Annotated in this window: 23 protein-coding genes; 11 read left to right on the plus strand and 12 right to left on the minus strand. The window is 55.7% G+C overall.

All coding sequences use genetic code 11. The annotated features are described in order from the left end of the window. Positions 1-67: 67 nt before the first annotated feature. From nagA to AC2TCY_RS05290, 4 genes are read right to left on the minus strand one after another with little or no spacing between them, the layout of a single operon-like run. Positions 68-1204, minus strand: a complete 1137-nt coding sequence (gene nagA / locus AC2TCY_RS05275; RefSeq protein WP_480845980.1) for an N-acetylglucosamine-6-phosphate deacetylase — start codon at positions 1202-1204, stop codon at positions 68-70. Continuing rightward, positions 1201-2229: an SIS domain-containing protein gene (locus AC2TCY_RS05280; protein ID WP_480845981.1), complete on the minus strand. Its 1029-nt coding sequence runs from the start codon at positions 2227-2229 to the stop codon at positions 1201-1203. Before AC2TCY_RS05280 ends, nagA begins: the two co-directional genes overlap by 4 nt. A gap of 12 nt (positions 2230-2241) precedes the next feature. Further along, entirely contained in the window at positions 2242-2997 is a 756-nt protein-coding gene (locus tag AC2TCY_RS05285) for a GntR family transcriptional regulator (protein ID WP_480845983.1), read from the minus strand. Continuing rightward, positions 2984-3871: a glucosamine kinase nucleotide-binding domain-containing protein gene (locus AC2TCY_RS05290; protein ID WP_480845984.1), complete on the minus strand. Its 888-nt coding sequence runs from the start codon at positions 3869-3871 to the stop codon at positions 2984-2986. Before AC2TCY_RS05290 ends, AC2TCY_RS05285 begins: the two co-directional genes overlap by 14 nt. 160 nt (positions 3872-4031) lie before the next feature. On the opposite strand from AC2TCY_RS05290, the gene AC2TCY_RS05295 reads away from it, so the two are divergent. The 10 genes from AC2TCY_RS05295 to AC2TCY_RS05340 all read left to right on the plus strand — a co-directional run bounded on the left by AC2TCY_RS05295 (position 4032) and on the right by AC2TCY_RS05340 (position 13642). Beyond that, entirely contained in the window at positions 4032-4955 is a 924-nt protein-coding gene (locus AC2TCY_RS05295; RefSeq protein ID WP_480845985.1) for an N-acetylmuramic acid 6-phosphate etherase, read from the plus strand. Beyond that, entirely contained in the window at positions 4952-6205 is a 1254-nt protein-coding gene (locus AC2TCY_RS05300; RefSeq protein ID WP_480845986.1) for an ABC transporter substrate-binding protein, read from the plus strand. Before AC2TCY_RS05295 ends, AC2TCY_RS05300 begins: the two co-directional genes overlap by 4 nt. Positions 6206-6271: 66 nt before the next feature. Next, positions 6272-7186: a carbohydrate ABC transporter permease gene (locus tag AC2TCY_RS05305; RefSeq protein WP_480845987.1), complete on the plus strand. Its 915-nt coding sequence runs from the start codon at positions 6272-6274 to the stop codon at positions 7184-7186. 10 nt (positions 7187-7196) lie between these two features. Then, positions 7197-8036, plus strand: coding sequence for a carbohydrate ABC transporter permease (locus AC2TCY_RS05310; RefSeq protein ID WP_480845988.1), 840 nt, complete (start codon positions 7197-7199; stop codon positions 8034-8036). Continuing rightward, positions 8033-9064 (plus strand): Gfo/Idh/MocA family protein, encoded by a 1032-nt coding sequence (locus AC2TCY_RS05315; RefSeq protein WP_480845989.1) that lies wholly within the window; start codon positions 8033-8035, stop codon positions 9062-9064. Before AC2TCY_RS05310 ends, AC2TCY_RS05315 begins: the two co-directional genes overlap by 4 nt. Beyond that, the gene (locus tag AC2TCY_RS05320; protein WP_480845990.1) at positions 9061-10056 is read left to right on the plus strand and encodes an ABC transporter ATP-binding protein; all 996 of its coding nucleotides are present in this window, start codon (positions 9061-9063) and stop codon (positions 10054-10056) included. The genes AC2TCY_RS05315 and AC2TCY_RS05320 overlap by 4 nt, the downstream gene beginning before the upstream one ends. 190 nt (positions 10057-10246) lie before the next feature. Beyond that, positions 10247-11443 carry a tyrosine-type recombinase/integrase gene (locus AC2TCY_RS05325; RefSeq protein ID WP_480845992.1) on the plus strand — a complete coding sequence of 399 codons (1197 nt, stop codon included), beginning with the start codon at positions 10247-10249 and terminating at the stop codon, positions 11441-11443. Positions 11444-11981: 538 nt separating this feature from the next. Continuing rightward, the gene (locus tag AC2TCY_RS05330; protein ID WP_480845993.1) at positions 11982-12566 is read left to right on the plus strand and encodes a hypothetical protein; all 585 of its coding nucleotides are present in this window, start codon (positions 11982-11984) and stop codon (positions 12564-12566) included. A gap of 106 nt (positions 12567-12672) precedes the next feature. Next, entirely contained in the window at positions 12673-13092 is a 420-nt protein-coding gene (locus AC2TCY_RS05335) for a hypothetical protein (RefSeq protein WP_480845995.1), read from the plus strand. Positions 13093-13249: 157 nt separating this feature from the next. Next, positions 13250-13642, plus strand: a complete 393-nt coding sequence (locus tag AC2TCY_RS05340) for a tetratricopeptide repeat protein (RefSeq protein WP_480845996.1) — start codon at positions 13250-13252, stop codon at positions 13640-13642. An 84-nt stretch (positions 13643-13726) separates the two neighbouring features. Here AC2TCY_RS05340 and AC2TCY_RS05345 read toward each other — a convergent pair whose 3' ends face one another. From AC2TCY_RS05345 to AC2TCY_RS05355, 3 genes are all read right to left on the minus strand, one after another. Continuing rightward, a complete protein-coding gene (locus AC2TCY_RS05345; protein WP_480845998.1) occupies positions 13727-14035 on the minus strand; it encodes a hypothetical protein in 309 nt (102 codons plus the stop codon). Between the two features lie 56 nt (positions 14036-14091). Further along, a complete protein-coding gene (locus AC2TCY_RS05350) occupies positions 14092-14268 on the minus strand; it encodes a hypothetical protein (RefSeq protein ID WP_480845999.1) in 177 nt (58 codons plus the stop codon). 497 nt (positions 14269-14765) lie between these two features. Beyond that, complete coding sequence (locus AC2TCY_RS05355; protein ID WP_480846000.1) at positions 14766-15269, minus strand: hypothetical protein; 504 nt, start codon at positions 15267-15269, stop codon at positions 14766-14768. A gap of 316 nt (positions 15270-15585) precedes the next feature. Here AC2TCY_RS05355 and AC2TCY_RS05360 point away from each other — a divergent pair, with 316 nt between their 5' ends. After that, positions 15586-16263, plus strand: coding sequence for a hypothetical protein (locus AC2TCY_RS05360; protein WP_480846001.1), 678 nt, complete (start codon positions 15586-15588; stop codon positions 16261-16263). A gap of 17 nt (positions 16264-16280) precedes the next feature. Here the strand turns inward: AC2TCY_RS05360 and AC2TCY_RS05365 are convergent, their stop codons facing one another. The 5 genes from AC2TCY_RS05365 to AC2TCY_RS05385 form a co-directional block, all read right to left on the minus strand. Continuing rightward, a complete protein-coding gene (locus AC2TCY_RS05365; RefSeq protein ID WP_480846002.1) occupies positions 16281-16547 on the minus strand; it encodes a phage fiber-tail adaptor protein in 267 nt (88 codons plus the stop codon). Continuing rightward, a complete protein-coding gene (locus tag AC2TCY_RS05370; protein ID WP_480846003.1) occupies positions 16544-19609 on the minus strand; it encodes a hypothetical protein in 3066 nt (1021 codons plus the stop codon). Before AC2TCY_RS05370 ends, AC2TCY_RS05365 begins: the two co-directional genes overlap by 4 nt. 98 nt (positions 19610-19707) lie before the next feature. Further along, positions 19708-20172: a hypothetical protein gene (locus AC2TCY_RS05375; RefSeq protein ID WP_480846004.1), complete on the minus strand. Its 465-nt coding sequence runs from the start codon at positions 20170-20172 to the stop codon at positions 19708-19710. Between the two features lie 51 nt (positions 20173-20223). Then, positions 20224-20520: a hypothetical protein gene (locus AC2TCY_RS05380; protein WP_480846005.1), complete on the minus strand. Its 297-nt coding sequence runs from the start codon at positions 20518-20520 to the stop codon at positions 20224-20226. Beyond that, complete coding sequence (locus AC2TCY_RS05385; protein WP_480846007.1) at positions 20517-20732, minus strand: hypothetical protein; 216 nt, start codon at positions 20730-20732, stop codon at positions 20517-20519. Before AC2TCY_RS05385 ends, AC2TCY_RS05380 begins: the two co-directional genes overlap by 4 nt. Positions 20733-20754: the final 22 nt, after the last annotated feature.

Here is a 20754-nt window from a genome sequence, read left to right on the forward strand (position 1 = left end):
GAGCGGGGAAATGCGCCCAGCGCGTAACCCGTCTGGGACTGATGCAAGGCTACATCCGAACAAACGTTCAGAAAGAAATGGCAGGAGTTGCCCCTGACAGGTCCGGCGCGATCCTGATCGCGTCAGACAATCTGTGCAGCTGGCCTTTTTTGCTGTTCTGAATGAACTCGGCCGGAACGCTGGTGGCAGCACCAAGGGCCTGAGGAAGCGAAACGCCGACCTCGGCCACGAGAATTCTAACAGCTGTTGTCAGATCGAGATCCGCCCCTGCCAAGGTCCCGTCCTGCAACGTCAACCTACCGTTTTCGCGCCGGATCAGGCGACCTTCGAGCCGGAACTCGCTTTGGGTCGTTCCAGCCACTGCCATGGCGTCACTCACCAGAAATATCCTGCCCGGGCCACGTTTAGCCACCCAAGCTGAACGCATCGTTTCAGGGTGAACATGGACGGCATCCGCGATCATCCCCGCAGACATCTGACCGCTGGACAATGCTGCCCCGACCAATCCCGGCTCGCGGCTGCCCAGTTGGCTCATGGCGTTGAACAGATGGGTGGCACAGCGCGCGCCGGCCCGAGCATAAGCCATGCAGGTGTCAAAGGGCGCATCCGTGTGGCCCAGTGACACGATCACACCGGCCTTCGCCATTGCTTCCACCTGATCGACGGTGGCGTTTTCAGGGGCCAGTGTCACCATGAGCGCTGGCAAAACCTGCGCCGCCATCAAAATCCGGGCAAGATCGGCCTCCTCCATGGGCCGTATCAACGCTGCATCATGGGCCCCCTTGCGACGTTCCGACAGGTGCGGGCCTTCCAGATGCAAACCAGCGATGCCTTGCGCTTCTGTATTGACGGCTTCAATTGCAGCGTCAATCGCCGAAAAGGTCTTTTCAGCCGTATCCGTAATCAGCGTCGGCAGGATCGAGGTCGCACCCAGCGAGCGATGGGCCGATGAGATACGCGCCAGTGTTGCGACCGAAGGGTCGTCATTGAACATGACGCCGCCGCCGCCGTTTACCTGCAGATCGACATATCCGGGGCTTAGGATATCGCCTGTCAGGTCTTCAACATTTTCGCCCAATGCAATCTCTGCCTCGGGGATCAGCGCCTGCAGCACTCCTTCTGCAAACCGCGCTGCGTGGCCGGTACGTACGGATTTGCCGTCGAATATCGGCCCGCCCGCAAAGGTTATCGGCTGGGCGCTCATACTGTTTCTGTCACTTTCTTCAGATGGCGCGGTGTGTCCGGATTTATCCCGCGCCGCGTGGCAACGGTTTCAACCATACCATAAAAGGACGCAATGGACGTGACCGGATCGGTCATCCAATGCGATGTGCGTATATGCGGCAAAGGTGTCGCCTGTGCCACCCTATCAGTGGTCGCAAATACTTGCGCCCCTTTGGCCGCCAGCGCATCGGCGACCTCGGCAATATTGGCTTCGGCGGCATCGCCTGAAGAGAAAGCAAGCACCGGAAAACCCTGATCGACAATTGAGACCGGGCCATGCAGAACTTCGGCCGAGGAATAGCTCTCGGCGTGGATCTGGCAGGTTTCCTTGAATTTGAGAGCCGCCTCATTGGAAATAGCCCAAGAGGTTCCGCGCCCCAATGTAAACAGAGACTGACCATCGACAGCATCGACCACCGCGCTCCAATCACAAGTGATGGCCCCTTCAAGGGCCGTGGGCAGACTGCGGATCGAGGCTAACAGAGCCTCGTCGCGTTTGATTTCTGCCAGCAGCCAAAGACCTGTCACTAGTGAAGTCACAAAGGTCTTGGTCGCCGCAACGCTCAGCTCCGGTCCCGCATGGATCGACAATGCAGAGCACGCAGCCTCGGCCAAAGCGGAACTGGTGTCGTTTGTGATGGCAACGGAATACGCGCCCCCATCTGTCAGCGACTTCGTAAGTTGAACGATGTCTGGACTCTGCCCGGATTGCGAAACCGCGATGCACAAGGCGCCTTCACAGCGCATGTCGACGCCATAGATGGATTTCACCGAAGGTCCGACCGACGCCATCGGCAAGCCCAACAGCAACTCGGACACGTATTTCAGATAGCTGCAGGCGTGATCTGACGAACCACGCGCGACCGAAATCAGAAAACGTGGATCGCGCGCCCGGATTTCCTCGGCAGCTTTTGCTATGGCACCCGCGTCGTGGGTAAGTAATCGGTCCACAGCACAGGGAATTTCATTTATTTCCTTGCGCATCTGAGTGGTTTCGCTGGACATGGTCCGGGCCTTTCAGTTTGACAGGCGCAGTTCGGCTACGAAATCGTAGGCTTCGCCGTGATAGATTGATCGGGTCAGTTCCGCGACCCGTCCGCTTTCGAGATATGAGGTGCGCTGGATTCGCAGCCCCGCGGTACCTTCTGCGCAGTCCAGAAGCTCGGCTTCCGTCGCTTCAAGGTTAATAGCTGAAATCTTCTGTATTGCTCGAACCGGGCGATGGCCCAATTGCTCCAGCACTGCGTAAAGCGACCCCGAAACCTCGGTCGGATTGGGCAATATGTCGAGAGGCAGGGCTGCGCGTTCCAGCGCCATTGGGCGACCACCCGCCTCGCGCAGCCGGTGAATGCGGGCGACCTGCTCACCAGCCGACAAGCCAAGAGCCATCATTTCTTCGGGCGACGGCAGGAAAATCCCGCGCTCCAGCCATGTGGATGTGGTCTTGAGCCCGCGCCTTTCCATGTCTTCGGTAAAGGATGTCAGGTGTGACAGCGATTGCTCGACGCGCGACACGGGTTCGCGCACAAAAGAACCGGACCCCTGACGTTGTTCGATCGCGCCCTTGCGAACCAGCTCTTGAATGGCCTTTCGCACGGTAACGCGGGACAGGTCAGTCAGTTCGGCAATTTCGCGTTCGGGCGGCAGTGAGCTGTTGGGGGGCAGAATACCGTCCTCGATCCCCTGCTCGAGGCGCTGGCGCAGTTGCACATAACGAGGACCGGCGGTCCGGCCCAGCCAGCCTTCAGGGCGCAGAAAATCAGCAACGCTCATTTTCAATCTCCTCTTGAAATGCGCGCGCCAGCGCCAGCGCACCGGCCATTGGATCACCAAGCGGTTCAACGAGGTCGGATTGCATGTCTACCGGCAGATATGGCGCGTATTGAGGGCCAATACCCCCCGTCAGACACACTGGCATACCAGGCACCCACCCCATTTTGGATATCCGATCTGAAAGGTATTCGGCGGCTTCTTGCATGATCATCACCGCTATTGGATCTCTCTTGGCGGCGAATTCCGTGACGGTCGGCGCCAATGCGCCGAACTCCGTTGGGGACATGTCGGCGGCTGCCCGGACAACACCTGCAGCTCCATCGAACTGCTTTAACAGCCTGTCCGCCATTTCGGACTGCTCAGTCAGCCCGTCCGTACACTCTAACGTATTGGACAATGCCAGCCGCCCAACCCATTGGGCCGACGCCTGATCCCCCAGAACCGGCCCCCACCCACCGGCGAAGTGCATTTCGCCAGCACGTTGGGCCGCAATGAACGAACCGGTCCCGCAATGAGCAACAAAACCGCTTTCAGGCCCCAAGGCCCCGCGCAAGGCCGACGCCCTGTCATCGGCAATACGAACCCTTTGAAACGGCAACGCTGCAGCCAGTTGATCGGCCAGCGCATCGCCGGTTATTCCAGCCAACCCCAGATACGCCGGCGCTTGGGCAAGTATGGCGACGGTAGTCCCGACATGCTCGGCCAGCATACCCAGCCCGCGCTTCAATTCCGCACATGCTGCGTCGAAATCAGTAGAAACGTTTGCCGCACCCACCTCGATCTGCCGGATCACAGCGCCATCGAACAGAGCGATGCGGCACCGCGTGCCGCCGCCATCGACGGCGAGGTACATGGTATCTGAGGCTTTAGTCATACAAGTACCTTTATAATACCTTTGATCATTTTAGAAGACCTAAATATGACCAAATGCAAAAAATAGGGCAAAATAGGTGAAAATTTTGTGACGTAAACAAAATGGTAGACTAATGGTATCTAAAAGGTATGATGCCAGAAGCCTAGGGAGGGAGAATCACGTGATCACGCCAGTGACGGAACAGTTGCATCAGGACGCCATCGGACTGGACGCCCGGCCTCTGCATGATGTCGCCGCACTGCTGGGGCAATCACAGGCCGAGGCATCCAAAGCCCCGCTGGGCGTGATCGATCAGATTTGCGCAGGCGCGCAGGCCATGGCCAGCACAATTCGATCCGGCGGTGTTTTGCATTACCTTGCAGCGGGATCTTCGGGCCTTATGGCAGCGTCGGACGCGCTGGAGTTGGGCGGAACATTCTCTATTCAGGCGAACCAAATTCGCATTCACATGGCTGGTGGCCTGCCCACAGGGTCAGAGATGCCCGGCGATGCCGAAGATACCTCGGACACACTGGAGATGGAACTGGCCGACCTGTCCCGTAAGGACACAATGATTGCCGTCTCGGCCAGCGGGACAACACCTTATACGATAGCTGCCGCCAAGATCGCTCGAAACATGGGGGCGACCGTGATCGGGATTGCCAACAATTCAGAATCGCAGTTGCTGCAACTGGCAGATCACGCGGTCCTGTTGTCGACACCGCCCGAACTCATTTCCGGCTCGACCCGCATGGGTGCGGGGACTGCGCAAAAAATTGCGCTGAACATGCTCTCGACACTGATGGCAGTGGAACTGGGTCATATTCAGGACGGCATGATGATCAACCTGCGCGCCGACAACGACAAATTGCGAGCCCGCGCAACCGGGATCGTGTGTCGGCTGACGGATTCCACGCCCGAACGCGCGGAAACGGCGCTGGCCGAGGCCGACGGCAACCTCAAATGCGCCGCCCTGCTGGCTGCGGGCGCCGGGTCGCTTGAAACTGCACAAACACTGCTGCGAGAGTCCAACAACCACCTTCGCCCCGCATTGGAACGACTGAATAAAAACATTGAAACTATCAACCTGGGAGAAACCAAATGACACGCAAAGTTCTAAGTCTGGCCTTGCTGAGCACCGCGCTCGTTGCCAGTGGCGCCTATGCCCAAGACGCCACCCTGACCATCGAAAGCTGGCGCAATGATGATCTGGCTCTGTGGCAGGACAAGATCATTCCGGCCTTCGAAGCCGAGCATCCCGGCATTAAGGTGGTCTTTTCCCCCTCGGCCCCGGCCGAATACAACGCCGTACTGAACTCCAAGCTCGAGGCCGGATCGGCGGGCGATCTGATCACCTGCCGTCCCTTCGACGCCTCGCTTGCACTGTATGAAGCGGGCCACCTGACCGACCTGTCCGATCTGGACGCCATGAACAATTTCTCGGACGTCGCCAAATCCGCGTGGCAAACCGATGATGCCTCGGCCAGTTTCTGCGTGCCTATGGCATCGGTGATCCACGGGTTCATCTACAACAAGGACGCGTTCAACGAGCTGGGTATCGAAGTCCCGACTACTGAGGCCGAGTTCTTTGCTGCACTGGAAAAGATCAAGGAAGACGGCACCTATATCCCGATGGCCATGGGCACCAACGACCAGTGGGAAGCCGCCACCATGGGATATAACAACATCGGGCCGAACTACTGGAAGGGCGAGGAAGGCCGTCTGGCGCTGATCAAGGGCGAACAGAAACTGACCGATCCCCAGTGGGTTGCGCCTTATGCAACGCTAGCTAAATGGGGGCCCTATCTGGGCGACGGGTACGAGGCACAAACCTATCCAGACAGCCAGAACCTGTTCACGCTGGGTCGCGCCGCAGTTTATCCGGCGGGCAGCTGGGAAATATCAGGCTTCAACACGCAGGCCGATTTTGAAATGGGCGCTTTCAAGCCGCCGGTTCAGAATGCTGGCGATACCTGCTACATTTCGGACCACACCGATATTGGCATTGGCATGAATGCCGCCAGCGAAAACCAGGAAGCCGCACGTACTTTCCTGGCATGGGTCGCAAGCCCGGAATTCGCCAGCATCTTTGGCAACGCCCTGCCCGGCTTCTTCCCGCTCTCCAGCACTCCGGTCGAATTGGAAGATCCGCTGGCCAAGGAAATCGTCGGTTGGCGTGATGAATGTGAAAGCACGATCCGGTCGACCTACCAAATCCTGTCACGCGGCACGCCGAACCTGGAAAACGAGACCTGGGGCGCATCCGTTGCCGCAATCAAGGGCGCCGAAACACCCGAAGCACTGGGTCAGCAGCTTCAGGACGGTCTGGCCAGCTGGTACGCGCCGCATCAGTAAGATCTGACTGTACAATTCCCGGACGCGCGCCCGCGTCGCGTCCGGCACCTTTCCCCGGAGTTTCCCATGCAGACCCGCCGCATCAGATGGCATATCGCCGTATTCCTGGCACCCGCTGTGCTGGTTTACACGGCGGTGATGATCTTCCCCCTTTTTAACACCCTGCGCCTTGCACTGTTCACAGAGATTGATCAGACCCGCATCTATGTCGGGCTGCAGAATTTCCGCACGCTGTTCTTCGACCCGATCTGGTCCGAGCAATTCTGGAATGCTCTGGGCAACAACTTCTGGTTCTTTCTCGTTCACATGCTGGTTCAGAACCCCATCGGCGTCGCTCTGGCCGCGATCCTGTCGCACCCTCGCCTGCGGTTTGCAGCACTTTATAGGTCTGCAATATTTATCCCGACGATCCTTAGCTTTGTGATTGTGGGCTTTGCCTGGAAACTGATCCTTTCACCTCTTTGGGGCATCGCGCCTTCGATGCTGGACGCGGTTGGTTTGAAATCTCTGTTTGCGCCGTGGCTGGGCAAGGAAGAATACGCGCTGACCACGCTGGCGCTGGTCTCGGTCTGGCAATTCGTCGGCATCCCGATGATGCTGATCTATGCCGCCCTTTTATCGATCCCCGAAGAAATCCTTGAGGCCGGAGAAATCGACGGCATCACCGGAACTTCGGCCTTCTGGAAAATCAAACTGCCTCTGATCCTGCCTTCGATCGGCATCATCTCGATCCTGACTTTCGTAGGTAACTTCAACGCGTTCGACCTGATCTATGTGTCGCAAGGTGCGCTGGCGGGGCCAGATTTCTCGACCGATATTCTAGGCACATTCATGTACCGCACCTTCTTTGGCTTCCAGTTGCAACTGGGCGACCCGCATATGGGCTCGGCCATCGCCGGCGCCATGTTCGCTATCATCCTCGTGGGTGTTTGTATCTACCTGTTCGGCATCCAGACCCGGATGCGCCGGTATCAATTGTGAGGATCGGCAAATGAACCAAGCTCGTACAAACCCGCTAAACACCGCTGCGATGCACGGGGCGCTGATCATCTACACGCTGATCGCTTTGTTCCCGGTCTTCGTCATCATCATCAACAGTTTCAAGACCCGTCGCGCCATCTTTCGCGAACCGCTCGCCCTGCCCGATGCCGAGAGCTTTTCTCTGATCGGATACCAAACCGTTATGAAGCAGGGAGATTTCTTCCTCTATTTCCAGAACTCGCTGATCGTCACCGTCGTGTCGCTGACCTTCATCCTGTTGTTCGGCGCAATGGCCGCCTTTGCCCTCAGCGAATATCGGTTCAAGGGCAATACCTTGATGGGGCTGTACCTGGCGCTTGGCATCATGATCCCGATCCGCATCGGCACCGTCGCCATTCTTGAGCTGATGGTGGCGACAGGGTTGGTCAACACGCTGTGGGCTCTGATCCTCGTTTACACGGCACAAGGTCTGCCGTTGGCGGTATTCATCCTGTCGGAGTTCATGCGCCAGGTATCCGACGACCTGAAAAATGCCGGACGTGTGGACGGCTTGTCTGAATACACGATCTTCTTTCGTCTGGTTCTGCCGTTGGTTCGCCCTGCCATGGCGACAGTGGCTGTGTTCAACATGATCCCGATGTGGAACGACCTGTGGTTCCCGCTGATACTGGCCCCGTCTGAGGAAACCAAGACACTTACGCTGGGCAGCCAGGTTTTCATCGGTCAGTTCGTTACCGACTGGAACGCGGTTCTGTCGGCGCTCAGCATGGCGATCCTTCCGGTGCTGGTTCTTTATGTCATCTTCTCGCGTCAACTGATCCGAGGCATCACATCAGGAGCCGTCAAATGACCCGAGTCATCATTGCAGGCCTCGGCAACATGGGGTTAAGCCACGCGCTGGCTTTACACAGAAATCCGGATGCAGAGATCGTCGGGCTGATCAATCGGTCTGTCATCGATTTGCCGCCCGAACTACAAGCTTACCCATACTTCAAGACCTTTGAGGAAGGCCTTGAAACTCAACCCGATCTGGTGGTTGTCGCAACCTATTCCGACAGCCATGCAGACTATGCATGCGCGGCGATGGAGGCCGGCGCTCATGTCTTCGTGGAAAAGCCACTGGCGACCACCGTCGCAGACGCCCAGCGCGTCGCGGCAAAAGCCAAAGAGGCCAACCGGAAATTGGTTATCGGGTACATTCTGCGCCACCACCCCTCATGGATGCGTCTGATAGCCGAGGCACGCGATCTGGGTGGCCCCTATGTCTTCCGTCTGAACCTGAACCAGCAAAGCAGCGGCGCCGAATGGGAGACTCACAAAGCGCTGATGCAGACCACCTCACCCATCGTCGATTGCGGCGTCCACTATGTCGACGTGATGTGCCAGATCACCGATTCCGATCCGGTGCGCGTCCACGGCATGGGCCTGCGCCTGAGCGACGAGATTGCCTCGGACATGTATAATTACGGCCAGTTTCAGGTTGTTTTCGAGGACGGATCAGTCGGCTGGTATGAGGCTGGCTGGGGCCCGATGATGTCCGAAACAGCGTTCTTCGTGAAAGATATCGTATCACCCAACGGGTCGGTTTCTATCACTGACGGCAACAAAGGCGCATCGGCGGATATCGATGGCCACACCAAGGTCGGCGGCATCCTTGTCCACCGCCCTGATGGCGATCGGCTGATCGACATGCCCGACGAGCCCGGCCATCAAGACCTCTGCGATGCCGAGCAGGCCTATATGCTGCGCGCCATTGCCGAAGATATCGACCTGACCCGTCACATGAATGACGCCGTCCAATCCCTTGCCATATGTCTGGCCGCTGATGAGAGTATCCGTACCGGCCAGCCCATTTCGCTGAAAGAGACGACCTTATGACTGCCCTGACCCTTCATAACGTGAGTAAATCCTTTGGCACCGTTGAGGTTCTCAAAGACATTAACATCGAAGTGGATGAAGGAGAGTTCGTGGTCTTTGTAGGCCCTTCGGGCTGCGGCAAGTCCACCCTGCTCCGCGTCATTGCCGGGCTCGAGGATGTCACCTCGGGTGAGGTGCGTATTGGCGGCGAGCTAATGAACCTCACCCCGCCCTCCAAGCGCGGGATTGCGATGGTGTTCCAAAGCTACGCGCTCTATCCCCATTTGAACGTGCGCAAGAATATGTCACTTGCGCTCAAGCAGGAAGGTCAGAGCAAACAGGTGATCGAAGAACGGGTCACCAAGGCCAGCAAGATGCTGAACCTTGAACCCTACATCGACCGCTACCCGTCCGAGCTGTCCGGCGGCCAGCGTCAGCGCGTCGCAATCGGTCGCGCCATCGTGCGCGAACCCAAGCTGTTTCTCTTTGACGAACCGCTGTCCAATCTCGACGCGGCATTGCGCATGAACACCCGGCTCGAGATCGCCAATTTGCACCAGCAACTCGATGCCTCGATGATTTACGTAACGCATGACCAGACCGAAGCAATGACACTGGCAGACAAGATCGTCGTTTTGCGCGACGGCCACGTCGAGCAAGTCGGCAGCCCGATGGAACTTTACAACAACCCCGCCAATCAGTTCGTCGCCGGATTCCTTGGCGCGCCATCAATGAATTTCTTCCCTGCCAGCCTACTGGGCGATGGAGCGGACACAACAATGGGAATCCGCCCCGAGGATCTGTTTTTGTCAGATGAAGGTCCCATCACCGCGAATGTCACTCATGTCGAACACCTGGGCGGTGACACCAATGTTGTCGCGATGATGCAAGACCATCAAATTACGGCGCGGCTGTTCGGTCAGCATCAGGTGAATACAGGCCAACCCATTCGCTTTGGATATACCCCGGACCGCACGTATCGCTTCGACCCAAAAGGCGCGCGCCTTAGCTGAGAAAAGAGGGATTCCAACAATTTCAGGATATTGGTGCGGTCGAGACGCCCCAAACTTCTGACCATGAGCGTTGACCAACGCTAAAAAATTCGTTCTTTTTCCCAATAACCTATGAGTCGGCTGTCTAATACTGTCTAACGACAATCATCGACAGCAAGCGACCAAGTGGGGGACCAGATGGGGGACCAGGATGAAGAACGCGCTCACGCAAGTCCAAATCAAGAATGCAGGCGACGGAAAGCTACAGGACGGAGCGGGGCTGATCCTCAGAAAGAAAGACGGGTCCGGCAAGTGGATCTATCGGTATTCGCACCTTGGTAAGCGCAGGGAGATGGGGTTGGGACAGTGGCCTGTTGTATCCTTGTCCGAGGCTCGCAAGATAAGAGACCAATGGGCCGCCGTTCTTGCAGCTGGCAACGACCCTATTGAAACCCGGCGTCAACAACAGGCCGCAGAAGTGGCGGAACGAGACCGGGATGACCCGACATTCGCTGAACTTGTCGACCTAGTGTTCGAGGCGCGCAAAGAAAGCCTGCGCGGTCAAGGGACGCGTGGGCGATGGCGGAGTCCGATCGATCTTTACGCAATCCCTGCATTCGGCAAGAAAGCCGGGTCTAAGGTGAGTAAATGGGATATCGTTGACGCTCTTCGCCCGATATGGCGCGACAAGCATCCAACTGCCGAGAAGACGATCCAACGCATCCGAATCGTTCTCAGGTCTGCGCGCCTGATGGGTTTCCCAACAGACACAGAGACGGTGGACGCGGCCCAAGAGATGCTGGGTGTAGTGAACCATGAAACCACACCCATGCCTTCGGTGCACTGGCGAGATATCCCTGCGCTGTATAATACCCTCGGAGGCACCACGGCAGGCCGGTGCAATCAATGGATTATTCTGACCCTTGTCCGGATCGATGCAGCGAAGCAGGCCGCACTGCCAGAGTTCGATGGGGATGTATGGACCGTGCCGAGTGAACGTATCAAAGGTCTCGAGGGGAAAGTGACGGACTTTCGCGTCCCCCTACCCATCCAGGCGGCCGATTTCATCGTCAGTGCTCAAGAACTTGGTCAGCACTTCTTGTTCCCAGGCAAAACAGGGAAGAAACCTATCACTGACGCCGCTGTAGAAAAGTGTCTGCGAGAAATGAAAGCGGGCGGAACCCCACATGGATTCCGAGCCAGCTTCAAAACATGGGTTCAAGAGACAGAGGCTTGTTCTTGGGAAGTCTCCGAAACCATTCTGAACCACAAAATCGGTGGGAAAACGGAGCGCGCTTATGCGCGTTCGGACTTGCTCGACCTGCGCCGGATTGCCATGCAGAAGTGGGCGGACTTTGTGACGGGCGTAAACGCCAAAGTGGTTCCACTTCGCGGCACAAACAACTGATTTTTAGCCTTAATGCCGATGCATTGATTCCTGCTCCGGCCACCGTGGGAGATTGTCCGGTGCCGGTACATCCTTGCGCTCCAGCCATTCCTTTATTGCCGCCCAATGGTCTTGCGGTTTGGCGGTGTACCTACGTGAATGCAGATCGGCTACTGTCCGTTGTAGCTGCGGATACCATTGGATCTTGAGTTTCAGCCCGTGGGCTTTAGCCCAGACGCGTAAAGCTGCTTCCCAGTCCGTCACCGGGCGGGATTCTAGTTCTTTGTGGAGATCGAAGGGGATTCGGTTGGGCCAGTTGGTCATGCCGCGATAAGGGTCAGTCAGGTGCGCGCGACAAGGCTCCTTTTTGTTGAACTTCAATTATCCGCTTTGAGCCCAAACCTAGCGCTCTGTTTTGGTTGTGTTAACTGTCTCGGCATCACTCTAATAAGACTAGTGGACCGAACCGCCGAAACACTTTATCTGAAACAAGTAAATGTTAACTTATTACAGCTTAGTTCGGAGGATTTCTATGCCTTGCGCTTTCCAGAAAAAGGACATGACCGGAATCAATGGAGACTCGAATTATCATTTCGAGTGCACCAAAGGTGGCGCCAAGCGAGCATTTACCGTCCGTACCAGCACACAGACGCGCGCTCAAAGGCTATGTGAACTTGATTTAGAAAGTTGGTTTCCGCTCCCGGGTCAGGGATATGAATGTCTAGCTTCGGGAACTAAGGTGGTTCGTGCGGATGGCAGCCTCTGCGCTGTTGATGATCTGGAACCGGGCAATGAACTTTTGGTAGGATTGGAATACCCTGGACAAGTATATTCAGCGCCGATCACATCAATAATAAAAACAAACCACGAGTCATGCGTAGAATTAGATTTTGATGGTGAGGTCATAAACGTATCTGGATCGCAACCAATTGTAACAGAAAGTGGCATTGTCGACGCAATCAATCTGTTTCCAAACGCTCAGATCATTTCTTTCGAAAATGGAAGGACGAGTAAAGAAGCCAGTAGAGTTTTGCGTTCAGCGATTCGAAAACCGGAAGAAATTTTGACTTATTCGCTTCATTTTGAACAGACATACTTCTTTTTTGTCGGCGAAGTGCGAGCTGCGATGCGCTGCAAACTATAGCGTTGCTTTTCTCTTGGCGTACCGCACTACTGCGAAAGGCGACTTCGTCCGCTAGGCCGACCTTGATGCCGTCTGAACCGACCTGATGACCTACTGAAACCGTCAGATGACCGGTCTGAGCCCAATTTACTCAACCAGTTCGTACTGGATTGAGCTTGCTGATTGCACCTCACTTCAACATAGTCACGACATGAAGAAATGGCACCGTTTTGACGATGATGACATCGCTGAGATTGGAAATCATACTTTGAAGTTTGATTTCCCCAATGGCAACTACACACTAACAGCGAAGCAATTAAGACAAAACTCCGTTGATGTGATTTATGGTGAAAAAACAGAGTCTTGGCCTGTCGAAGTGAAAGAACAGAACGGTCCCGAGTTTAAGTTCTCCGGATTCGCATGGGCGATGCCTGAGATAGGTTTGGAGGACTGCTGGTTCGAGTTGCACATCTGTCTAACCCCCAAAATAACTTACTGGGGCGACCGAGTGGTTATTCGAACAGACTTAGTTTGCTCATCGCAATAAGTTCAGCGCCTCGAACGGCGGCTATGTCCGCAGAGCAGACATCCGTACCTCCTTATTGTTAACTTCGAATGTCCGCTACGAGCCCAAAGTGTAACCGCTTTGATTGGAGCGAGGCTGGATGCTAAACTACGTCGAGAAACAGTGAGACCTAATCTGAATGAAACTATTCAACAGTTTTAGAGTGTTCAGGGCGCAAGAACTCGCTCGGAAAGGTGACTTCGTCCAAGCGAAAGTAATCGTTAATCAATTGATTGCGCGCGCACCCCAATCAGTCGGCTTCAACTTATTGCTCGCAGACATCGAATTGTTTTCTGGAGACTTAGAAAAAGCCCTGAGCCAATACGAAACAGCTAAAGAGTTCATGGAGTTAGAGCCAGAGCTCTCCAAGAGAAACAAGCGATACCTTGCTGCTTACGCGAATTTTCGAACTATCGCGGTAAAATATCATTCAGCTGGTAAAGAATGGTCAGAATGGCGGAATGTCGCAAAGAAAGTTGAGGACTTGGATGCGGATAAGAGGTTTAAGAGAGTATTCAAGCTTCCAGCCTAGATCAAACTCATTTGAGCCCCAGCAACCGGAAATCGAGTTTGGGGTGAAGGTCTGCTTAGTCCGCAGAGCAGACATCCGTCCCTCCTATTCGTCGTCTACTGATTTAAAAGTCGACTTAGCCTCTTCAATCTGAAGCTTTCTCTCCTCTCGCCTGTCCGCTCGTCTATTAAAGTAGAACTGGGATACAAAACCCAACACGGAAAGGGCAGCGCTCAGCAAAGGCAAAAGAGCTGCAGAAATCTCTGTGATGATCTCAATTGTCGAAGGCGGCCCTGATGGGGCAACAATTTGCTCTCCACGAAGAAATGACAAAGAAAGGAGCAGCACGATTGCCGCTATGGTCAGAGCCAAAAATACAAACCTCCATCGCGCAGCAAGTTCAAAAAAACCCATTAGTAAAATCCTTCAATCTGCAATAGGTTGAACCATCGCTTTAGCTCATGACAACTTCACTCCAACGACGAAATGAACGTTGCAGAGATTCGGTCAAAAACTTCCACACCTTCTCTTCGAATGCGGTTCATCTCATCTTGCAGAGACGAGATGTCAATTCCGTCACCCGATACAGGTAGCTGAACTCGCTTGATCACTTGGTCATCTTTCAAAATCACAGCAATAACAAACATATTGAACTCCTTATTGTTAATCAGCGCAGTAGTGCCCTTCGGGCTCTGTCTGCCAATCTTCACACCTCCAAAAAGTGCCGTCTAGATCTCCAAAAAACAAAATATTAGTGGCCGGACCGAAAATAAAGGTTCCTCGCATCAACGCCATATCAAGTACGGTGAGCAGGAGGAGCGCCGTAAACAGCGCCCTGCAAATGCTCTTAACATGGTCTGACGGATCAACTGCCCAAGCGACAATCACTCCAAGCACGAAACCCCAAACCACTGCTGTCTTACTCCTTATTGTGAACCGTCTTCGATGACTTGCGCAGCGTTAGCTGTTCCCACATCAAAGTTACGACCGTCCTTTGTAGTCCACTCTGATAGTTCAGCATCAAATCTAGCTGGCACCATGTTTTCTCTATCGCCGTCGATCACGTAGAAAAGAACTAGCGACCCATCTTTCGGCGCGTCCTTCGGATCTATAGGTCTCGTCACATCAAACTCCTACTGGTTATCTACACAACTGTCAGGATGGCACTCGCCACGTTCCTAACTCCCAAAGCAAAGCAAACGAGAGAGCCGACCGCTGCCGCTACTGCGACCACATGGATAAAGCTGTGCAAGAATAGCCACCACTTTGCAGAGGGCTTGTCGACGACATATGGATGCTCCCATATGTATTGAGCCTTGCTGGCCTCGATCGCCTGAATATACATCACGCAATACGCCAGCCCTGCGCACAGAGCGGCCGAGCCAACGCCCCATGCAAACCAGACCAATGCTTGTACAATCTCTGGTACGTCCAACTGCATCGCCGCCCTGTTTCCCGAAACTGTTGCGACAAACCCCAGCATTGCGACTGCCGCACCGCCGTTTATGAGAAGAAACGCCTTTATTGCATGTGAGGTTAGGTCAAGAGCGGATTGATTGGCAAAATCAAGGAATTCAGTCCTCTTTTGATGCGCCAACCTAGCGTCCGTAATCCTTTGCTCGATCTGTTCACGTGTTTCTTCGGTCAATTTTAGCCTCTTCCTATTTTGGCCTTCGTGTGCCTGATCCGGTCGCCTTGATGACCTGATCGCGGACCCAATGATCTGGAAGCCATCAAACGAAAAAAGCCCGACCACACGGGCCGGGCTGAGTAAAAGGTCGGAATGTTTGGGATGCAACAATATTCGGCTATCGCGGCCCTTTCATATTGAGAAAACGCGCCTGTACCCCGGCGCCGGGAAGTGTGATCTGGCAAATGGATGGACTCCGAACTGAAGGGCCGCCAAGATTGCGAGCATCCTACCGATTCTAAAGCCATTTTCTGAAAGTACCTTAGAGCCGATTATGACCATAGCTTATTGCCACGATTGCGGACACGTCTTCAAATCTGTCATGGTCGGCATCGCCCACGTTAACCCTCCAACCGGATCGGAACTACTCATGGAGGGCAATTCAGAATCCTGCCCGAAATGCGGTGGCATCGCCGAAACTCAAAACACGATCTCACATAGCGGTGTGATCCAGAGGATTCCTGGGAATAGTTCTAGGGCCACAATGGCATTTGCCGTTTTCCAGCGACGTTCGTTGGAACAACTGGCTGACATTCCCGTTACGAGACAACAGGCGAGAAGATTTGAACGCACCGTCGAAAAGAAGGGCCAGGATAGCGTTCTACGGGTGGCCGAAGAGATTGACCCAAAAGTCAAAGAACTTGCTGAGGCAGCGTATCAAACAGAGAACCCGAAGGAAGCCGTTTCTTGGCTAGCAAAAGTCCTCAACTTTAGATTTCTAGCAGTTGCCGGAGGACTGACACTTGGTACCATAAACGGCGTGAATGGCGTCCTCGATCTAATAGAGAAACTTAGCGGAGATCATCCGGTTTATGAAGTAATCGAATGGCTAAAGAAAAATGAGCCAGTACCCGAGACCGAGGAAAGCCCCGATGAACCATCCGGCGGCATACGAGACCAAATAGATAACACCGAGGATAAGAACCCACCGGAAGAACCTATCGAAGTCTGACCTAGCGTCCATTCAGGTTACCGATCCATGCAAAGCAATATGATCTTACGGCTGTCCTGACGTCCCGCTGCGGTCGTGATCCGGCAATCAATTTCGTACTCTTCACCAACAACCCCGCCAGACACCCATGCGATGACTTCGGTTGCTGTTCGGGACTCTGACACAACTGTCAGCCCGGAAGTGATCTCATGATCCGTGAGTGTGTCGCCATTCGTGGCCAGCCAATCCGACCAGTCGAACTTGTAGTCCAGCACGGCGACCGGATCTTTGATCAGTTTATTCATAGTGCAATCCTTAGTGTTCTGTCTTCTGCCGGGATGGAAATTGTCCGCTCGGCCGGGGTGCTGAAATCAGCACCGAGCAGGGAGATCGATGGCGCAAAACCAGCCGCCGTGGCGCTGCCCGCAGGAACCAACACGACGCAAGACGCGGCGATCGATGGAATTGCGCCTTGCGCGCCTGCGCTGCCCGCCGGGATAGAAATGGCAACCGACACCCCTGCGGATACATCAGGTGCGAACCCTGTTGAGCTGGCCGAGCCTGTGCCGGGAAAGGCAATCACACCGTTTGCAGCGGAAACGTCTGGCGCAAAGCCCTGTGCGGTGCCTGTACCAGTGTCCGGGGCTGCGTTGGCGTTGGCGGTGACCTGAGGTGCTGCGCCCTGCCCTGTTGCCGCACCAGCACCTGGTTGAGCCGTTGCGCTCGATCCACCCGTGACAGCCGGCGCAAACCCAACAGCGGATGCCGAACCCGTTTGCGGTTGAGCCGTCGCGTTCGCATCGGTTGATACCTGCGGAGCGAAACCGGTCGCGCTGAGTGATCCTGTTGCTGGGTCCGCGTTCACGTTTGCTGTGACGTCTGGTGCGCTGCCCTGCCCGTTTACAGCACCATTTGCGGGGTTCGTGGCCACGGAAGCCGAAACCGTAGGTATGGAGCCCTGCAACGCTGCAGAACCAGTTCCCGGCGCTGCGGTTGCGTTGGCGGCCGCTGTGATCGTAGGAGCAAGCCCCTGACCCGCCACACTACCAGAACCCGGTAAGGCGGCGTGATCGATGGCAACCACCGGGGCGAACCCGAGCCCCGAGGCAGACCCGGCACCCGGATTGACGGTTGCGTCCGCGCTGGCCGCTGCGCCAGGCTTCAGGGCGATGCCCGAAAACGTGTAACGTCCGGATGGGGAAAAATCGAAGGCCAGCGTTGTTGCGCCTGCGGTGGCCTGCACATCTGACATGAACACCGCGGAAACATCCTGAAACCCACTGGCGCCTGATGATCGCGCTGGAAAGTCAAGCGTCCCGGATGTTGCGACAACATTGCTGATATCGCCGCCCTGATAGGCCATTACCCCAAGTACAAGGGCTTCATCGGTCAGTGTCGTCACCGAAACGGATGCCGATGTGGACCCATTCCCGCCGGTGCTGGGCTGTTCCGCCTCCACAGGCGTTGTGTTGTCCGGTGTGGAATACTCTTCCAGCTCGACGGATATTCCCCGGAAGGTCTCGCTGTTTGCCAGCCTGAACACAAATGTTTGCAAGCCTGTCGCGGTCGGTTTGAGATACGCGGTGACAGATTGCGTCCGCGAGTTGCTGGCCGCTGCCTGCTGAGCCATGGCCGTGCCGCCAAAGGAAATTTCGTCAAAGACGGCCGGAATTGATCCGTTGGTTTCGAATGCAATCCGGGCAACTATAAGGTTAGCCGTGTCCTGAACGTTGTATTGAACCGTCGCTTCGTTGGCATCGATCCCGGTTAGGATCTTCTCACCGCCCACACGTGTTGGAGTTGCCACGCCGCCGCCTCCTCCGCTCGCATCCGCTGTTATCGTTGGGGCAAATCCCTGTCCGGAAATGCTGGCAACCGCTGGTGCGGCTGTTGCATCGCCCGTTCCACCGGAAAAGTTCTGGTAATCCGTCGGCCACTGCGCCGGGTCTTCAGGCCCTGCGTCTACACCCCACCCTGCCTCGGGCTCGAAGAAGTCCACAATGGCTTGCTTTGCGGCGACAAGGCCAAGCCCGGTTTCGCCCGTGTCAAAGGTGTTCCAGCCAGAGCCGTTCGTGCTCCAGTTCGTCCCCTTGAACAGTGTCTCGGGGGCGTCTGCGGCCGGTGCCGATGAGCGCGCATCACAATCGACGTTATCGTCGGCAATGGTGCCGCTGTTTGTATTGCTGGACTCCGATACACCAGTCGGAAGGTGCCCGATGGCAAAGTAATTATCCTCGATGAGAAGAGAACCAGAACCAGTCGATACCTTTGCGCCGATAACAGCCTGGTAGGTGTTCTGGTCTCCGCCGTGCCCCGTGCGGCTGACAGTGTTCTTGATGATGAACTTGTCGGCGTTGTCGTTCCCATCCCTGATTAGGATACCCCAGTATCCGGCGACAAGAATGATGTTGTTGTGAACCAGCCATTCCCCGTCACCATCGTAGCTAAACGCGGCGACACCCTGGGACTTGTAGGCGTCGGCTGGGCGGTTGAAGTGAACCACATTGAATTCGATGAGCTGCGAATATCCATCATGACCATCATTCAGGTGTCCAAACTGGAAGAAGTCGCAGTGGTTTCCCGAACCGGGATTGTTGCCGCTGACGTTGTGCAGGGTGTTGCCCGCGATCCATGTGCTGCTTTTCCAGCCGGACATATAGCTTTGGTCGTATTGCCGGTTGCCGACAATGTCGTTGTCTTCGGAATTGACGAACTCGTTGTTCCAAATCCGGGCATAGTTCCAGCGCTGGTTGATGTTGCCTGAACAGCCGTCGAACTTGTTTCCGGCAACGTGCAGGAGACGGGCTGATAGTGACCTCAGCGCATACCCACCTTGAGGGCCGGAGCCGTTGAAAGTGCAGATTGTCACTGCCGTCATCGTCAGCGCGGGATAGCTGGCAGACCGATCGATCTTCACTTCCGTATCCTGGAACGTCACTCCGTCGATATGCAGACGGCTCAAGCCCATGAAGGTGACGTTGTCGGTGTCCTGCGTGCCCTGACAAATGGGCGAGAACCCATTGGCAGGCGTGATGTACACCTTCTGACCGGGCCGGTTGTATCCCCAATCAACGGAGCCGTTTGCCGTCAGTGATCCGGACGCGGGTCCATTACCCGTCGAGCCTGTCGAGCTGGTCCCGTTCCACGCCAGTTCAATCTTGACCTCATCGTTGATTCCCAGAGCGGAAATCTTCGACATCAAGTCCGACATGCTGGTTGCGGTCTGGGTCGTGAACCCCGCGATCTCGGCTGCCGTGAAGCCAGTGAATGCCGCCTCTGGGTCGCCGTTGAAATGGGCGTCCACCATCTCTTGCCGCTTGGTGCGGGCGGCTACGACTGGCAGGGCCTGTTCAAGCGTGATGGTCATTTCACGACCGGATGCTCAAACGATGGCCGTGCAAGAGGGCGCGAAGGTCAATCTGCATCGATCACGCCCCCTTGCATCTGTCTTGTCACGCCACTGCCTTAGGCGGCTGCGGCGAGCGTCATGCGATAAATGCCATTGGCGTTGATGTTCACAGCCAACGTGCCGTTGGTGGTCGACACGGTCCCACCGTCTTCCAGTTCACAGCAGAAGACCGGGATGTCGCCCGCGGCCAGCGCGCCGTTTGCATCGCCATCTTTGACGACGATGGCGTAAGCGGCCGTGATGGTGGAAGCGGCCCACGATTGGTCATCACAGTCGATTTGTGTCACACGCGCCGAAGGGTTGCTGGTGGCCATGATCAGGGATTTGCCATGCGTGGCATAGCCATTGCCGTTAGCAACTTCGTTTGCCGAGATATCGGACCAAGCGTCGTCTGTAGCCTGATTGGGCGTATAGACCGCGCTGACCAGAACCATGCGGAACGAGTCGGTGTCGAAATCGATATTGCCGTTTGCATGCGCTAGGGCAGCCTGGTCGTACATGAACCAAGGGTTTGCAGCCATTTGTCTGCTCCGTTTTATGTGGAAATGCGCCGCACCCCGACGCGGGGGAATTCAGAGAGGGTCACCTACTGGCTCTGTCCGCTCGGCGGCCTCGAAAAAGTCAGTGCCTGAAGCCACGATGCAGCTGATCCCGTTCGGGTGCGTGACAAGGACGGTGTAGGTGCCGGTTTCCTTCGAGGCCCAGACCTCCATGACCATTTGCGCACCACATGTCTTTTGCAGGCCACCGAATCGCAGTTCTTCGGAATACTCATTCTGCAATTTTGCGGTCACTTCATCCCGCAATGCGCAGATCTGCCCAAAAGCCGGGCCGCCGAGAAGCAACAGAAGCGTAAAAATACCCCTCATTGCGGGCACCCGTGATCTTTGCAGGCCTGAGCCATTTCCAGAGTCCACTCGGCAAACGAGCGGTCGTTGTCGACCAGCCAGTTGACGGTGTGTTCTGTCAGCGGTGGTTTGCGCGCCACGTCCTTGAACAACGCGTCGTTACCTCGGACCTGGTCGCACGAAGTCAAGAAGTTCATCGCGCAAAGCGTCGTCACCAAGATCACGGGCTTCATTACGTCTCTCCCTTGCTTTCAG

The organism is Ruegeria sp. HKCCD7181, from assembly GCF_057221055.1.

Bases quoted from the DNA above. Each gene is read 5' to 3' on its own strand.
- nagA (WP_480845980.1), bottom strand. From the start codon at position 1,204: ATGAGCGCCCAGCCGATAACCTTTGCGGGCGGGCCGATATTCGACGGC.
- AC2TCY_RS05280 (WP_480845981.1), bottom strand. From the start codon at position 2,229: ATGTCCAGCGAAACCACTCAGATGCGCAAGGAAATAAATGAAATTCCC.
- AC2TCY_RS05285 (WP_480845983.1), bottom strand. From the start codon at position 2,997: ATGAGCGTTGCTGATTTTCTGCGCCCTGAAGGCTGGCTGGGCCGGACC.
- AC2TCY_RS05290 (WP_480845984.1), bottom strand. From the start codon at position 3,871: ATGACTAAAGCCTCAGATACCATGTACCTCGCCGTCGATGGCGGCGGC.
- AC2TCY_RS05300 (WP_480845986.1), top strand. From the start codon at position 4,952: ATGACACGCAAAGTTCTAAGTCTGGCCTTGCTGAGCACCGCGCTCGTT.
- AC2TCY_RS05305 (WP_480845987.1), top strand. From the start codon at position 6,272: ATGCAGACCCGCCGCATCAGATGGCATATCGCCGTATTCCTGGCACCC.
- AC2TCY_RS05310 (WP_480845988.1), top strand. From the start codon at position 7,197: ATGAACCAAGCTCGTACAAACCCGCTAAACACCGCTGCGATGCACGGG.
- AC2TCY_RS05315 (WP_480845989.1), top strand. From the start codon at position 8,033: ATGACCCGAGTCATCATTGCAGGCCTCGGCAACATGGGGTTAAGCCAC.
- AC2TCY_RS05320 (WP_480845990.1), top strand. From the start codon at position 9,061: ATGACTGCCCTGACCCTTCATAACGTGAGTAAATCCTTTGGCACCGTT.
- AC2TCY_RS05325 (WP_480845992.1), top strand. From the start codon at position 10,247: ATGAAGAACGCGCTCACGCAAGTCCAAATCAAGAATGCAGGCGACGGA.
- AC2TCY_RS05330 (WP_480845993.1), top strand. From the start codon at position 11,982: ATGACCGGAATCAATGGAGACTCGAATTATCATTTCGAGTGCACCAAA.
- AC2TCY_RS05335 (WP_480845995.1), top strand. From the start codon at position 12,673: ATGACCGGTCTGAGCCCAATTTACTCAACCAGTTCGTACTGGATTGAG.
- AC2TCY_RS05340 (WP_480845996.1), top strand. From the start codon at position 13,250: ATGAAACTATTCAACAGTTTTAGAGTGTTCAGGGCGCAAGAACTCGCT.
- AC2TCY_RS05345 (WP_480845998.1), bottom strand. From the start codon at position 14,035: ATGGGTTTTTTTGAACTTGCTGCGCGATGGAGGTTTGTATTTTTGGCT.
- AC2TCY_RS05350 (WP_480845999.1), bottom strand. From the start codon at position 14,268: ATGTTTGTTATTGCTGTGATTTTGAAAGATGACCAAGTGATCAAGCGA.
- AC2TCY_RS05360 (WP_480846001.1), top strand. From the start codon at position 15,586: ATGACCATAGCTTATTGCCACGATTGCGGACACGTCTTCAAATCTGTC.
- AC2TCY_RS05365 (WP_480846002.1), bottom strand. From the start codon at position 16,547: ATGAATAAACTGATCAAAGATCCGGTCGCCGTGCTGGACTACAAGTTC.
- AC2TCY_RS05370 (WP_480846003.1), bottom strand. From the start codon at position 19,609: ATGACCATCACGCTTGAACAGGCCCTGCCAGTCGTAGCCGCCCGCACC.
- AC2TCY_RS05375 (WP_480846004.1), bottom strand. From the start codon at position 20,172: ATGGCTGCAAACCCTTGGTTCATGTACGACCAGGCTGCCCTAGCGCAT.
- AC2TCY_RS05380 (WP_480846005.1), bottom strand. From the start codon at position 20,520: ATGAGGGGTATTTTTACGCTTCTGTTGCTTCTCGGCGGCCCGGCTTTT.
- AC2TCY_RS05385 (WP_480846007.1), bottom strand. From the start codon at position 20,732: ATGAAGCCCGTGATCTTGGTGACGACGCTTTGCGCGATGAACTTCTTG.